The following is a 13,732-nucleotide window of genomic DNA, read 5'->3' on the forward strand; positions in this document are numbered from 1 at the left end:
CCGATGAGTCCGGAGGTCGCCGCGGGTCGTTCCTGCGACGACACGAGAGGAGCAGGCGATGGCGAGCACGACGGTGCTGCTGGTGGGCACGCGCAAGGGTTTGTGGGTGGGTCGCTCGGACGCGGAGCGGCACGACTGGAGCTGGACCGGACCGCACTTCGACATGGAGGAGGTCTACTCCTGCGCGGTCGACACCCGGGGTGACGAGACGCGGCTGCTGGCCGGCGCCTCGTCGATGTGGCTGGGGCCGCGCGTACGCCGCTCGGCCGACCTGGGCGCGACCTGGGAGGAGGGCGACGACGGCGGGGTCCGCTTCCCCGACGACGTCGATCGCAGCGTCGAGCGGGTCTGGCAGCTGGTGCCCGGGTCGGGGGACGGCGTGGTGTGGGCCGGGACCGAGCCCGGCGCGGTCTGGCGCTCGGGCGACGGTGGTGCGACCTTCGACCTGGAGCGGGGGCTGTGGGACCACCCCCACCGCGAGCAGTGGGGCGCGGGCTTCGGCGGCCAGGCCTTCCACACGATCCTGCCGCACCCCACCGACCCCGAGTCGGTGACGGTGGCGATCTCGACCGGGGGCGTCTACCGCACCCAGGACGGCGGTCGCTCCTGGGAGCCGCGCAACGCCGGGATCCGGGCGGAGTTCCTGCCCGAGGGCGAGCAGTACCCCGAGTTCGGCCAGTGCGTGCACAAGGTCGCGCGGCACCCCTCGCGCCCCGAGCGGCTCTACCTCCAGAACCACGGCGGCGTCTACCGCTCCGACGACGAGGGCGGCTCCTGGACCTACATCGCCGACGGCCTGCCCGCCGACTTCGGGTTCCCCGTCGTGGTGCACCCCCACGAGCCGGACACGCTGTTCGTGTTCCCGATCGGTGGCGGCGACGGGCGCTACCCGCCGGGCGCGAAGGCCCGGGTCTGGCGCTCGCGCGACGCGGGCGAGACCTGGCAGGAGCTGGCGCAGGGGCTGCCGGACTCCTTCTACGTCGCGGTGATGCGCGACGCGATGTGCGCCGACGACCACGAGCAGCCGGGCCTCTACTTCGGCGCCCGCAACGGCGCGGTGTGGGGCAGCTCCGACGCGGGGGAGACCTGGGCGGAGCTGGTCCGCGACCTGCCCGACGTGATGGTGGTGCGGGCGGCGTCGGTCCCGGCCTAGGGGGCCGGCGGGACCAGCTCGTCGGCACCGACCACGCGGTCGGCGGCGGCGCGTCCGGCGGCGACCAGGGCCGCGTTGACGTCGTCGACCCGCGCCACCCAGGCCTCGGCCTCTTGCGGCGTCTTGCCGAACCGGACGTGGCGGGCGACCAGCCGGGCGCGGCGTACGACCTCGTCGACCTCGACCCACCAGCACTCGTCGACCTGCGCCCGCACCGCGCGCCACTCCGGGGCGTCCAGCAGCAGGTAGTTGCCCTCGGTCACCACGACCCCGGCGTCCGCGGGCACCCCGATGGCGCCGGCGAGTGGCTGCTCGAGGTCGCGCTCGAAGGCGGGCGCCCACACGGTGTGCCCGGTCTCGGTGCGCAGCCGGGCCAGCAGCGCGGCGTAGCCGAAGGCGTCGAAGGTCTCCGGCGCCCCCTTGCGGTCGCGCAGGCCGAGGGAGTCCAGCGCGACGTCGGCGAGGTGGAAGCCGTCCATGGGCACGTGGACCCCACCGAGCCGGGCGGCCAGCGCCACGGCGTAGGTCGTCTTGCCCGCCCCGGGGGCGCCCGCGATGCCGATGATGCGTCTCACGGACGCCACCCTGCCAGGATTAGGCTCAGCCCCATGACCGGCACCCCCGACATCAAGCCCCGTTCGCGCGCCGTCACCGACGGCCTGGAGGCCACCGCCGCGCGCGGCATGCTCCGGGCCGTGGGCATGGGCGACGACGACTGGGTCAAGCCCCAGATCGGCGTCGCGTCGAGCTGGAACGAGATCACCCCGTGCAACCTCTCGCTGCAGCGGCTCGCCCAGGCGGTCAAGAGCGGCGTGCACGCGGCCGGCGGCTTCCCGCTGGAGTTCGGGACGATCTCGGTCTCCGACGGCATCTCGATGGGACACGAGGGGATGCACTTCTCGCTGGTCTCCCGCGAGGTCATCGCCGACTCGGTCGAGACCGTGATGATGGCCGAGCGGCTCGACGGCTCGGTGCTGCTGGCCGGCTGCGACAAGTCGCTGCCCGGCATGCTGATGGCCGCGGCGCGGCTCGACCTGTCCTCGGTGTTCCTGTACGCCGGCACGATCCTCCCCGGCAAGGTCGACGGCGAGGATGTCACCATCATCGACGCCTTCGAGGCCGTCGGCGCCTGCCTGGCCGGCAAGATCAGCCGCGAGCAGGTCGACAAGGTCGAGCGCGCGATCTGTCCCGGCGAGGGCGCCTGTGGCGGCGCCTACACCGCCAACACGATGGCCGCCGTCGCCGAGGCGCTGGGCATGTCGCTGCCGGGCTCCTCGGCCCCGCCCGCGGTCGACCGCCGCCGCGACGGCTACGCCCACAAGTCCGGCGAGGCCGTGGTCGAGCTGCTGCGCCACGGCATCACCGCCCGCCAGATCCTGACCAAGGAGGCGTTCGAGAACGCCATCGCCGTCGCCATGGCCCTGGGCGGCTCCACCAACGCCGTGCTCCACCTGCTCGCGATCGCCCGCGAGGCCGAGGTCGACCTCACCCTGGCCGACTTCACCCGCATCGGCAGCCGGGTGCCGCACCTCGCCGACGTCAAGCCGTTCGGCAAGTACGTCTGGGTCGACCTCGACCGCGTCGGGGGCATCCCGATGGTGATGAAGGCGCTGCTCGAGGCCGGGCTGATGCACGGCGACTGCCTGACCGTGACCGGCAAGACGCTGGCCGAGAACCTCGCCGACATCGACCCGCCCGCCGTCGACGGCGGCGTCATCCGCGAGCTGACCTCGCCGATCCACGCCACCGGCGGCCTGACGATCCTGCACGGCTCGCTCGCCCCCGAGGGCGCGGTCGTGAAGTCGGCCGGCTTCGACGGCACCGTCATCAAGGGCACCGCCCGGGTCTTCGACGGCGAGCGGGCCGCGATGGACGCCCTCGCCGAGGGCGGCATCACCGCCGGCGACGCCGTGGTGATCCGCTACGAGGGCCCCAAGGGCGGGCCCGGCATGCGCGAGATGCTGGCCATCACCGGCGCGATCAAGGGCGCCGGGCTGGGCAAGGACGTGCTGCTGCTCACCGACGGCCGGTTCTCCGGCGGCACCACCGGCCTGTGCGTCGGCCACGTCGCCCCCGAGGCCTCCGACGGCGGCCCGATCGCGTTCCTGCGCGACGGCGACCAGATCACCCTCGACGTCACCCACATGACCCTCGACGTCGACGTGTCGCCCGAGGAGCTCGAGTCGCGCCGCGAGGGCTGGGTGCCGCGGGAGCCCAAGTTCACCCGCGGGGTGCTGGGCAAGTACGCCAAGGTCGTCCAGTCCGCCGCCCACGGCGCCGTCTGCGGCTGACCCGTCGGGCTCGACGCCCGGGCCCCGCGGTGGCAGGGTCGGCAGGCATGGACCAACGGATCAGCTTCGTCACCCTGGCCGTCGAGGACGTCGAGCGCAGCCGGGCGTTCTACGTCGACGGCCTCGGCTGGGAGCCCGAGCTGCTGGTGCCGGGCGAGGTGCTGATGCTGCGGGCGGGGGAGCGGCTGGTGCTCTCGCTGTGGTCGCTGGCGGAGTTCGAGGCCGAGGTCGGTGCCGTACGCCGCGGCGAGGGCGTCTCGCCGATCACGCTGGCCCACAACGTGGCCACCGAGCCCGAGGTCGACGAGGTGCTGGCGCTCGCTCGCTCCCTCGGCGCCACCGTGGCCGGTCCGCAGCACCGGGCGTGGGGCGGCTACACCGGCTACTTCGCCGACCCCGACGGCTTCCGGTGGGAGATCGCCACCAACCCCGGCGAGATCGGGCAGCTGGTCCTGCCCTGAGTCGGTCGCTCAGCTCGTCACCGGCGTGATCGGGCCGGTCGGCTCGCCCGGGTCGTCGCTGTCGTCGTCCCGGTGGTCGACCCGGTGGTCGACCCGGTCGTCGAGGTGGGCTGCCGGGTCCTCGGTCGCGGTCGCGGCCGGGGGCAGGCGGGGCGGGTCCTGGGGTCGACGTACGAGCACGAAGACGGTCCAGGCCACCATCAGCCCGGCGAGCACGCCCAGCCCGAGGCGGGGGATGAGCGGCAGCCCGATGCCGATGAAGCCGCCGACCACCCAGGAGAGCTGCAGCATCGTCTCCGAGCGCGCGAAGGCCGAGGTGCGGTGCCGCTCGGGCACCGAGGTCTGGATCGTCGAGTCGAGCGAGACCTTGCCCATGGCCTGGGCCACTCCCGCGGTGAGGCCGAGCGCGACCGCCGCCAGCAGGCCGTAGAAGAGCGCGGCCACGACCGACATCGCGGCGTCGGCGAGCAGCGCCACCACCACCGTCAGGGCAGGGGTCACCCGTCGGAGCATCGAGCCGAGCCCGATGCCGACGGTGTTGCCGAGCCCGGCGGCGCCGATCACGAGCCCGAGCAGCAGGGTCGCCTTGTCCTCCCAGCCGGGGAAGGGCTGGTCGCGCAGCAGGAAGGCCATGTACATCGTCAGGAAGCCCGAGAGCATCCGCAGGCCGGCGTTGCACCGCAGCGCGAAGCCGACGTCGGCGGGGACCTTGAACTTCCGGCTCTCCCCGCCCAGGCTGACGGGGAGCTCGTCGCCCTTCGCGTCGGCCCGGGCCGGGAGCAGGATCGAGAGGATCGTGGCGCCGGCGAAGACGACGAAGGCGTAGCGCAGCGACCACTGCGCCCCGAAGTACGACGCCCCGCCCGCGAGCGGCGCCGAGATGGCCGCGCCCACGACCCCGGCCAGGGAGATCCGGCTGTTGGCCTTGACGAGGGTCAGCGAGGCCGGCTGCAGCCGCGGCACCGTGGCGGCCCGGGCGACGCCGTACGCCTTGGAGGAGACCAGGACACCGAGCGCCGTGGGATACATCAGCAGCGACTGCGAGGCGACCGCGTCGGCCATCAGCCAGCAGAAGAACGCCCGCAGCGCCATCGTGGCGCCGATCGCCCACCGGCGGCCGTGGCTGAACCGGTCGAGGAACGGCCCGAGCAGCGGGGCGACCACCGCGAAGGGGAGCATCGTGAGGCCGAGGAACAGCGCGATCGGGCCGCGGGCCTCGCCGGGCTGGGCGAAGAACAGCGTCCCGGCCAGCGAGATGGCGACCGCGGCGTCGCCCGCGGCGTTGAAGGCGTGCAGCTCGATCAGCCGGTAGAGGCCCGAGTCGCCCGCGCCCTCCGCGTGCGAGGCGCGACGCGCCTGGCGCACGGTGTACGACGCGCCGCGGCCGGTCGCCGACCCGGCGCGCCTGAGGCCCCGCCCGGTCGCCCCGACGAGACGTCGGCTGCGTCCCTCCTCGCCGTCCATGCGCCCATCCTGCCAACAACGGGCGGGGAGCCGGAGGGCCGGGGAGACACGACCCGGCCCGATGGGGGATGATCGCCGACGTGATGTCCGCAGCCGACCAGGTCCCGTCCGAGGTGTCCTCCGGGAGCCCCTCCGAGGCCGTCGACACCGCCCGCGCCGCGCTGGTGGAGCAGGTCGGCGCTGACCTCGTCGGCGAGCACCTCGGCACCGAGCCCGAGGGCGACGGCGTCGTCACCCACCGCTTCGCCTGCCGCCAGCCCGGCTACCGCGGCTGGGTCTGGGCCGTGGTCACCGTGCTCCCCGGCGACGGCCTGCCCGTCACCGTCGACGAGGTCGTGATGCTGCCCGGCGACGACGCGATCGTGGCGCCGGAGTGGGTGCCCTACCGCGAGCGGATCAAGCCCGGCGACCTCTCGCCCGGCGACCTGCTGCCCGCCGACGAGGACGACCCCCGGCTGGTCCCGACCTGGCTCGAGGGCGACGCCCCCGACCCCGTCGCGCGCGCCGTCGTGGAGGAGGTCGGCCTCGGCCGGTCCCGCGTGCTGTCGCTGGAGGGGCGCGACGCCGCCGCCGAGCGGTGGTACGCCGGCGACCAGGGCCCCGAGTCCCCGCTGGCCCAGTCGGCTCCCGGTCGGTGCGGCGGCTGCGGCTTCCTGGTGCGCCTGACCGGCCCGCTCGCGACGATGTTCGGGGTGTGCGCCAACGAGTACGCCAACGACGACGCCCGCGTGGTTTCGCTCGACCACGGCTGCGGCGCCCACTCCGAGGCACAGCTGCGACGCAAGCAGCTGCCGCCCCCGCTGCCCGACCACGTGCTCGACACGATCGTCCGCGACGACCTCGAGCAGTTCTGAGGCACCGACCGCCGCGTCAGTCGGTCCGCGGACCCTTCACGGCGTAGCGCGCCACGAGGAAGTCACCGTTGCGCTCGTGCTCGAGCAGCTCGAGGTCGAGCCGGCGCGGGAGCAGCGGCCGACCGGCGCCCAGCACGACCGAGGCCACGGAGACCAGCACCTCGTCGAGGCGGCCGAGGTCGGCGAACTAGCCGGCCAGGTCACCGCCGCCGATGACCCAGACGTCCTTGTCGCCCGCAGACGCGAGGATCTCGTCGAGGTGGTCGGCGAGCGGGCCCGAGACGAGGCGCACGCCGTCCCGGCGTACGGGCAGGTCGCGGTGGGTGAGGACCCACACCGGCTGACCGGGGCCCGGGTCCCAGTCGGGCTCGTGCTCCTGCAGCCACGTGTAGGTCGTCGCGCCCATCACCTGGGCGCCGACGCCCTCCATGAAGCGGTCGAAGTCGCCGAGGCCGCCGGGCTCGTGCCGCTGCTCGAAGAGCCAGGCGAGCGAGTCGTGCTCGTCGGCCAGGAAGCCGTCGAGGGTGGTGGCGGTGTAGTAGCGGCAGCGGGTCACGGCGCGGGGTCCTCGTCGGGGAGCCGGCCCTGCTTGCGCAGCCGGCGCCGCCGTCGGCAGTGGTCCCAGCCGACCAGGCCCAGGCCGAAGCCGGCGACGCAGGTCCACAGCCACCACAGGTGGCCGTCCTCCTGGAGCCGGTCGTGGAAGGGCAGCAGCACGAGCAGGCCGAGCAACCACAGCGCGGTGCCGACCTGCATGGTGCGCACGCCGTCGAGGTCGAGGGGCGCGACGTCGGCGACGATGTAGGTGCGGTTGCCGATCTCGTGGACCACCGGCTGCTCGTCGTCGGGCACGGAGGTCAATCTAGCCGTCCCACGTGGGGGGCTGGGAGACACGGTGGTGGTCCGCGGGTGGTTCGATACCGCCCGTGGACACCTTCTTCAAGATCACCGAGCGCGGCTCGACCGTCGCGCGCGAGGTGCGCGGCGGCATCGTCACCTTCTTCACGATGGCCTACATCATCGTGCTCAACCCCCTGATCCTCGGCTTCGCGCCCGACGCCAGCGGCGGCTTCCTCGGCGGGGTGGAGCCCCCGGGCAACCTGCCCATGATCGCGGCCGGCACCGCGCTCGTGGCCGGCGTGATGACGATCGCGATGGGCGTGGTGGCCAACTTCCCGCTGGCGCTGGCCACCGGCCTGGGTCTCAACGCCTTCGTCGCCTTCGCGATCGCCTCCCAGATGACGTGGGCCGACGCGATGGGCCTGGTGGTCCTCGAGGGCCTCGTCATCCTGGTGCTGGTGCTGACCGGGTTCCGCGAGGCGGTCTTCCACGCGGTGCCCGCCCAGCTCAAGATCGCCATCTCGGTCGGCATCGGCCTGTTCATCGCCCTGATCGGCTTCGTCGACGCGGGCTTCGTGCGCCGCATCCCCGACGCCGCCAACACCACCGTGCCCGTGCAGCTCGGCCCGGGTGGTCAGCTGCAGGGCTGGCCGGTCCTGGTGTTCTGCCTCGGCCTGGTGCTGGTCGTCGCCCTGTGGGTGCTGCGCGTCAAGGGCGCGATCCTGGTCTCGATCCTCGTCACCACCGTCGTGGCCATCGTGGCCGAGGCGATCGGCGGCTTCGGCCAGGGCAGCGCCGACGAGCCGACCGGGTGGGCCCTCACGGTGCCGTCGTTCCCGAGCAACGTCTTCGACGCCCCCGACTTCGGCACGCTCGGCCAGTTCAACCTGCTCGGCTCCTTCGCCGAGGTCGGCGTCGTCGCCGCCATCCTGCTGGTCTTCACCCTGATGCTCGCCGACTTCTTCGACACCATGGGCACGATGACCGCCATCGGCGCCGAGGCCGGGCTGCTCGACGCCGAGGGCGCCCCGCCCCGCACGCGCCGCATCCTCGTCGTCGACTCCGTGGCCGCGGCCGCGGGCGGCGCGGCCGGCGTCTCGTCCAACACCTCCTACATCGAGTCGGCCTCCGGCGTGGGGGAGGGGGCCCGCACCGGCCTCGCCTCGGTCGTGACCGGCATCTGCTTCCTGCTGGCGATCTTCCTGGCGCCGCTGGTCGCGGTGATCCCCAGCGAGGCGGCCGTCCCGGCGCTCGTGCTCGTCGGCTTCCTGATGATGCAGCAGGTCAAGGGCATCGACTGGGACGACGTCGAGATCGCCATCCCGGCGTTCCTCACGATCGTGCTGATGCCGTTCACCTACTCGATCACCGTCGGCATCGGCGCCGGTTTCCTGGCCTACGTGCTGATCAAGGTGGTCAAGGGCAAGATCGCCCAGGTGCACCCGCTGCTGTGGGTCATCGCGGTCCTGTTCGTGGCGTACTTCGCGATCAACCCGCTCACCGCGCTGCTGACCTGACGCCGTGGGGCGCCGGCCGCGGACACCGGTTTCCCAGGTGATGAACCCGAACTGCCTCCTCACACACGGTGCGACGTGTGTGAGGAGGCAGTTTTCCTTCATCACCTGGGAAACCGCCGCCGCGGCGGCGGGATCGGTGCGCTCCAGAAATACTTAGCACGGGTAATGAGTTACGCTAAGCAACATGACCCCGACCGTGCAGTCCGCCTCGCGCACCGACTCCGGGCTCGCCAGCGAGCTCCGGCTGTCGGTGATGCGCCTGTCCCGGCGGCTGCGTGGGGAGCGGGAGCCGGGCAACACGCTCAGCGTCGCGGCGCTGAGCGCGCTCGGCATCCTGTTCCGCGAGGGGGAGTGCACCGTCGGTGCGCTGGCCGCCCACGAGCGGGTGCAGCCACCGTCGATGACGCGCACCGTCAACCACCTGGTCGAGGACGGGTACGCCGCCCGGCGACCCTCGCAGACCGACGGCCGCGCCACCCTGGTCGACCTGACCGACCGCGGCCGCGAGGTGCTGCTGGCCGACCGCCGGCGACGTGACGCCTGGCTGGCCCAGCGGCTGCGCGACCTGACCCCCGACGAACGCGCCCTGCTCCGGCAGGTCGCCCCGCTGCTGCAGAGATTGGCCACCAGTTGAGCCCCACCTTCCGTGCCCTCCACAACCCCAACTATCGGCTCTACGCCGCTGGTGGGGTCGTCTCCAACACCGGGACGTGGATGCAGCGGGTGGCGCAGGACTGGCTGGTCGTGCTGCTCGCGACCAACGACGGGGTCGCGCTGGGCATCACCACGGGGCTGCAGTTCCTGCCCGCGCTGCTGCTCTCGCCGTACGCCGGCCTGATCGCCGACCGGATGCCCAAGCTGCGGCTGCTCAAGATCACCCAGACCGTGATGGCCCTGACCGCGCTGGTGCTGGGCGTCCTGGCCGTGACCGGCACCGTCGAGGTCTGGCACGTCTACGTTTTGGCGTTCGTCTTCGGCACCGGCTCGGCCTTCGACGCCCCCGCCCGGCAGAGCTTCGTCAGCGAGATGGTCGGGCCCGACGACCTCAGCAACGCGGTCGGCCTCAACTCCGCGTCGTTCAACGCCGCGCGGATGATGGGCCCGGCCCTGGCCGGCGTGCTGATCGCGGCCTTCGGCGGTGGCGTCACCGCCACCGGCTGGGTGATCGTCATCAACGGCCTCAGCTACGGCGCGGTGCTGCTGGCGCTGGGTCGGATGCGCTCCTCCCAGCTGCTCACCACGGTGCCCGAGGAGCGCCACAAGGGCATGATCCGCGACGCCGTGCGCTACCTGCGCGGCCGTCCCGACCTGCTGCTGGTGCTGAGCGTGGTCGGCTTCGCCGGCACCTTCGGGCTCAACTTCCAGATGACCTCGGCGCTGATGGCCACCCAGGTCTTCGACAAGGGCGCCACGGAGTACGGACTGCTCGGCTCCATCATGGCCATCGGCTCGCTCAGCGGTGCGCTGCTCGCGGCCCGCCGCGTCCGGGTGCGGCTGCGGCTGGTGGTGGGCGCGGCCGTGATGTTCGGGGTCGTCGAGATCGCGGCCGGGCTGATGCCGACCTACTGGGCGTACGCCGCGATCGTGCCGCTGCTGGGCCTCTCGGCGCTGACCATGATCACCGCCGCGAACACCACCATGCAGCTGGCCACCGCGCCGCACCTGCGCGGCCGGGTGATGGCGCTCTACCTGATGGTCTTCATGGGCGGCACCCCGATCGGCTCGCCCTTCATCGGCTGGCTCGGGGAGACCTTCGGGGCCCGCTGGACGCTCGTCGGCGGGGGCGGGCTGACCCTGCTCGGCGTGCTGGTCTCGGTGGCGCTGTTCGCCCGCAGCCGGCACCTGCTCGGGGAGCGGGTCGTCACCACCGACCCGGTCCGCGCGGTCGCCGTCGCCTCCTGAGCAGACCGGCTCGGCCCGACTCGGCCCGGTCGCGGCTACCCTCGACCGGTGGGAGGAGCGCGCGGGATGCTGCGCCGCGTCGAGCGGCGGTGGGACGCCCTGCGGGGCGCCCGGCGGGTGCCGACCGAGCTGCGCATCGTCACCTACGTCGCCCACGGCGCCGGTGGCCACGTCGTGGTCCGCGGCCGGGTGGTCGACGACCCGGAGCCCGCCGAGACGCTCGCCGGCGAGAGCCCGTGGGCGGCCGTGCGGCGCACGGCCCGCGGGTTCCTGACGACCGAGCTGCCCGGCGTACGGCTGCGGGTGGAGGTGGGTGGCGCGACCGCCGAGGTGGTCACCGACGCCGACGGCTACCTGCGCGCCGAGCTCGACGGCGCCACGCTGACCTCGCCCTGGACCACCGGGCGGGTGGTGCTGGCGGCGGCCTACCGCGGGGTCGAGCACGCCGAGGCCGAGGTGCGCGTGCGGACGAGCGACGGGCGGGCCGCGCTCGGCGTGCTGTCCGACGTCGACGACACCGTGCTGCAGACCGGGGTGCAGCGCACCTGGACGATGCTGCGGCAAACCCTCACCGGCTCGGCGCTGACGCGCACGTCGTTCCCCGGGGCGGCCGAGCTCTACCGCGGCCTCGCCGGCCCGGACGAGGCCGCCCCGGTCTTCTACGTCAGCTCCAGCCCGTGGAACCTCCACGAGTTCCTGCTGGAGTTCCTGGCCCACCGCGGCTTCCCCGCCGGGCCGGTGCTGCTGCGCGACCTCGTCACCGGCGGCCACAAGCGCGAGCGCATCGACGAGCTGTTCGGCGTCCACGCCGACCTGCGGTGGGTCCTGCTGGGCGACTCCGGCGAGCACGACCCCGAGATCTACGCCGAGACGGTCCGTCGTCACCCCGGTCGGGTGCTGGCCGTCTGCATCCGCGAGGTGCGCCTGGACCCGCGCGACGGCGTCGTGGAGCGCGCGGTGGCCGGGTGGGACCCGAGCGTGCCGCTGGTGCTGGCACCCGACTCGCTCACCATGGCGCGGCGGCTGGCCGCGCTCGGGCTGGTCGACGAGGCGTGCGTGGCCGCCGTGGCGGCCGCCTCGGACTGAGCGCCCCTCAGCGCAGGGCCATCGACCCCGACAGCGTCGGCTTCACCTCGAGCGCCGCGTGCTCGGCGACGCGGGCGTCGATCTGGGCGGCGACCTCCTCGGGCCACGGCGAGGTCAGGCGCGTGCTCATGTCCATGTGGAGGCAGATCTCCTCCACGACGCAGCTGATCTGCTCGTGGGTGTCGTCGAGCAGGTAGACCACGAGGTGCAGCGCCCGCTCGGAGCGGCCCACCAGCAGCACCCGCACCGAGACCGTGTCGCCGGTCAGCAGCTCGGCGACGTAGGTCAGGTGGTGCTCGGCGGAGAAGATCGCGAAGCCCTTGTCGGCCCAGTTGGTGGGGATGCCGACCTCGGTCAGCGCCTCGTCAAGGCCCTCGCTGGCGATCCCGAGGTAGTAGCGGACGTTCATGTGCCCGTTGATGTCCTCGAAGGCGACCGGCACGGGGCGCTCGCTGTAGGACGGGAGGGCGGCGATCTCGGCGTACGACGGCAGTGTGCTCACCCGCGCGACCGTACCCCACCGCCGCCGGCCGTCCCCGTCGCGCGACCTAGACTCCACGACCATGAACCCGCGCTACCGCCGACTCGTCATCCCGGTCGCGCTGGGCGGGCTCATCCTCATCGTCGTCATCGCCGCGCTGACCCGCTAGCCGCCCCCGACGATGGCCGAGCTGCAGCCCACGCTGGCCCGCCTCCGGGCCGAGATCCTCGACGACGAGCACCTCGTGCGCGCCCTGGCGACCGGCCGCCGCCGCGGCCAGGAGCCGCCGCGGTCCACGCGCGTCGAGCTGCGCTACGTCGACCTCAAGGCCGGTCGCCACCTCCAGGTCGTGAGCTACGACGAGACGCAGGCGCACACGAGCAACCACGCCGGGCCCGAGGCGATCGGCGCGGTCCTCGACGACCTGCTCGGCCAGGCCTGGGGCAACTGGCACGTCGACACCGACGAGCGCACCCACCAGCTGCGGGTCACCAAGAAGGGCGAGGCGCTGCTGCACACCACCGAGCGCGCCGAGACCGTCGCACCCGAGCGCGCCCACGACCACGCCAAGCAGCGCCTGCTGCCCGAGGACCACCCGGTGCTGCGGGCGCTCGGCATCTCCGACGCGCAGGGCCGGGTCAAGCCGTCGCGGCAGGCGAAGTACCGCCAGGTCGAGGAGCTCGTGCGCGCCCTCGACGCCGCCGTGGCCGAGGGGCACCGCGCCGGCACGCTGCGCACGCCGACGCCCGAGGACCCGCTGCGGGTGGTCGACCTCGGCTGCGGCAACGCCTACCTGACCTTCGCCGCGCACGCCTGGCTCGCGCGGACGATGCCGGTCCGGCTCACCGGGGTCGACGTCAAGGAGCAGTCGCGGCGCCACAACAGCGAGGTGGCGTCCACGCTCGGCGTGTCCGACCAGGTCGACTTCGTGAAGGCCGGCATCGACGACGTCGACCTGCCGCAGCCGCCCGACGTCGTGCTCGCGCTGCACGCCTGCGACACCGCCACCGACGACGCCCTGGCCCGGGCGGTGCGCTGGGGGGCCGACCTCGTGCTCGCCGCCCCGTGCTGCCACCACGACGTCTCCGCCCAGCTGCGGCAGCAGCCCACCCCGCCCGGCTACGACATGCTGACCCGCGACGGCATCCTGCGCGAGCGGCTGGCCGACACCCTCACCGACGCCCTGCGCGCCTCGCTGCTGCGGCTGGAGGGCTACCGCGTCGAGGTCGCGGAGTTCGTGGACAGCGCCCACACCCCGCGCAACACGCTGCTGCGGGCGGTCCGGGTGCGCGGCGGCGCCCGGCCTGCGTCGACGGAGTACGACGACCTCGTCGCCACCTGGCACCTGCGCCCCGCGCTCGCCGAGCGGCTGGGTCGTGCGTCGGCGGGCTGAGGTGGTGGTGCGTGGGTGGCGCGTGGAATCCCAAGGTCGCTCGGGAAACCGTCACTGCGCCGGAGCAACATCCCCGGCGGAGCAGCAGACTTTCCGGCGCAGCAGCCGCGGCGTACGACGGACCGGGCCGGCCGCCGACCCGCCCTGGCCCGACCCACCTCGGGACACCATCGTCCTCCCGAGCGGCTCCGACGAGCGCTGACGTCCCGAGGTCGCCCGCCGGCACAGCGGCCGTCTCCGCCCTCGCCGCCCTCGCCGCCCTCGCGGTCCTCCCCGGCCTCGTCGCGCCG

16 protein-coding genes are annotated in these 13,732 nt (G+C 73.6%); 10 read left to right on the forward strand and 6 right to left on the reverse strand.

The window, feature by feature from the left end:
* Positions 1–58: 58 nt before the first annotated feature.
* The gene (locus ASG49_RS03430) at positions 59–1,153 is read left to right on the forward strand and encodes an exo-alpha-sialidase (RefSeq protein WP_056537103.1); all 1,095 of its coding nucleotides are present in this window, start codon (positions 59–61) and stop codon (positions 1,151–1,153) included.
* On the opposite strand, the gene ASG49_RS03435 is transcribed toward ASG49_RS03430, so the two are convergent.
* Entirely contained in the window at positions 1,150–1,728 is a 579-nt protein-coding gene (locus tag ASG49_RS03435; protein ID WP_235561887.1) for a nucleoside/nucleotide kinase family protein, read from the reverse strand. The genes ASG49_RS03430 and ASG49_RS03435 overlap by 4 nt on opposite strands.
* A gap of 33 nt (positions 1,729–1,761) precedes the next feature.
* Between ASG49_RS03435 and ilvD the strand changes: the two genes are divergently transcribed.
* Positions 1,762–3,444, forward strand: coding sequence for a dihydroxy-acid dehydratase (ilvD, locus tag ASG49_RS03440; RefSeq protein ID WP_056537108.1), 1,683 nt, complete (start codon positions 1,762–1,764; stop codon positions 3,442–3,444).
* A 47-nt stretch (positions 3,445–3,491) separates the two neighbouring features.
* Entirely contained in the window at positions 3,492–3,905 is a 414-nt protein-coding gene (locus ASG49_RS03445) for a VOC family protein (protein WP_056537110.1), read from the forward strand.
* A gap of 9 nt (positions 3,906–3,914) precedes the next feature.
* Here ASG49_RS03445 and ASG49_RS03450 read toward each other — a convergent pair whose 3' ends face one another.
* Entirely contained in the window at positions 3,915–5,369 is a 1,455-nt protein-coding gene (locus ASG49_RS03450; RefSeq protein ID WP_082533744.1) for an MFS transporter, read from the reverse strand.
* 83 nt (positions 5,370–5,452) lie between these two features.
* Here ASG49_RS03450 and ASG49_RS03455 point away from each other — a divergent pair, with 83 nt between their 5' ends.
* A complete protein-coding gene (locus tag ASG49_RS03455; protein WP_056539690.1) occupies positions 5,453–6,223 on the forward strand; it encodes a DUF3027 domain-containing protein in 771 nt (256 codons plus the stop codon).
* A 16-nt stretch (positions 6,224–6,239) separates the two neighbouring features.
* On the opposite strand, the gene ASG49_RS19225 is transcribed toward ASG49_RS03455, so the two are convergent.
* From ASG49_RS19225 to ASG49_RS03465, 3 genes are read right to left on the reverse strand one after another with little or no spacing between them, the layout of a single operon-like run.
* On the reverse strand, positions 6,240–6,383 hold the full coding sequence (locus ASG49_RS19225) for a hypothetical protein (protein WP_235561888.1): 144 nt from the start codon (positions 6,381–6,383) through the stop codon (positions 6,240–6,242).
* A 27-nt stretch (positions 6,384–6,410) separates the two neighbouring features.
* Positions 6,411–6,779 carry a dihydrofolate reductase family protein gene (locus ASG49_RS03460; protein ID WP_235561889.1) on the reverse strand — a complete coding sequence of 123 codons (369 nt, stop codon included), beginning with the start codon at positions 6,777–6,779 and terminating at the stop codon, positions 6,411–6,413.
* On the reverse strand, positions 6,776–7,075 hold the full coding sequence (locus ASG49_RS03465; RefSeq protein WP_235561890.1) for a DUF2530 domain-containing protein: 300 nt from the start codon (positions 7,073–7,075) through the stop codon (positions 6,776–6,778). Before ASG49_RS03465 ends, ASG49_RS03460 begins: the two co-directional genes overlap by 4 nt.
* Before the next feature lie 74 nt (positions 7,076–7,149).
* On the opposite strand from ASG49_RS03465, the gene ASG49_RS03470 reads away from it, so the two are divergent.
* The 4 genes from ASG49_RS03470 to ASG49_RS03485 all read left to right on the forward strand — a co-directional run bounded on the left by ASG49_RS03470 (position 7,150) and on the right by ASG49_RS03485 (position 11,568).
* Positions 7,150–8,580, forward strand: a complete 1,431-nt coding sequence (locus tag ASG49_RS03470) for an NCS2 family permease (RefSeq protein ID WP_369814200.1) — start codon at positions 7,150–7,152, stop codon at positions 8,578–8,580.
* Positions 8,581–8,764: 184 nt separating this feature from the next.
* Positions 8,765–9,214 (forward strand): MarR family winged helix-turn-helix transcriptional regulator, encoded by a 450-nt coding sequence (locus ASG49_RS03475; RefSeq protein WP_200936187.1) that lies wholly within the window; start codon positions 8,765–8,767, stop codon positions 9,212–9,214.
* Positions 9,211–10,482 carry an MFS transporter gene (locus ASG49_RS03480; protein ID WP_082533745.1) on the forward strand — a complete coding sequence of 424 codons (1,272 nt, stop codon included), beginning with the start codon at positions 9,211–9,213 and terminating at the stop codon, positions 10,480–10,482. Before ASG49_RS03475 ends, ASG49_RS03480 begins: the two co-directional genes overlap by 4 nt.
* 48 nt (positions 10,483–10,530) lie before the next feature.
* Positions 10,531–11,568 (forward strand): phosphatase domain-containing protein, encoded by a 1,038-nt coding sequence (locus tag ASG49_RS03485; RefSeq protein ID WP_156384159.1) that lies wholly within the window; start codon positions 10,531–10,533, stop codon positions 11,566–11,568.
* Positions 11,569–11,575: 7 nt separating this feature from the next.
* On the opposite strand, the gene ASG49_RS03490 is transcribed toward ASG49_RS03485, so the two are convergent.
* The gene (locus tag ASG49_RS03490) at positions 11,576–12,070 is read right to left on the reverse strand and encodes a thioesterase family protein (protein ID WP_056537128.1); all 495 of its coding nucleotides are present in this window, start codon (positions 12,068–12,070) and stop codon (positions 11,576–11,578) included.
* On the opposite strand from ASG49_RS03490, the gene ASG49_RS18855 reads away from it, so the two are divergent.
* Both ASG49_RS18855 and ASG49_RS03495 read left to right on the forward strand, forming a co-directional pair.
* Positions 12,063–12,218 (forward strand): hypothetical protein, encoded by a 156-nt coding sequence (locus ASG49_RS18855; RefSeq protein ID WP_162244491.1) that lies wholly within the window; start codon positions 12,063–12,065, stop codon positions 12,216–12,218. The genes ASG49_RS03490 and ASG49_RS18855 overlap by 8 nt on opposite strands.
* A gap of 12 nt (positions 12,219–12,230) precedes the next feature.
* Positions 12,231–13,442, forward strand: coding sequence for an SAM-dependent methyltransferase (locus tag ASG49_RS03495; RefSeq protein WP_056537132.1), 1,212 nt, complete (start codon positions 12,231–12,233; stop codon positions 13,440–13,442).
* The last annotated feature ends 290 nt before the right edge of the window (positions 13,443–13,732 follow it).

The organism is Marmoricola sp. Leaf446, assembly GCF_001424755.1.
Taxonomy (GTDB): domain Bacteria; phylum Actinomycetota; class Actinomycetes; order Propionibacteriales; family Nocardioidaceae; genus Marmoricola.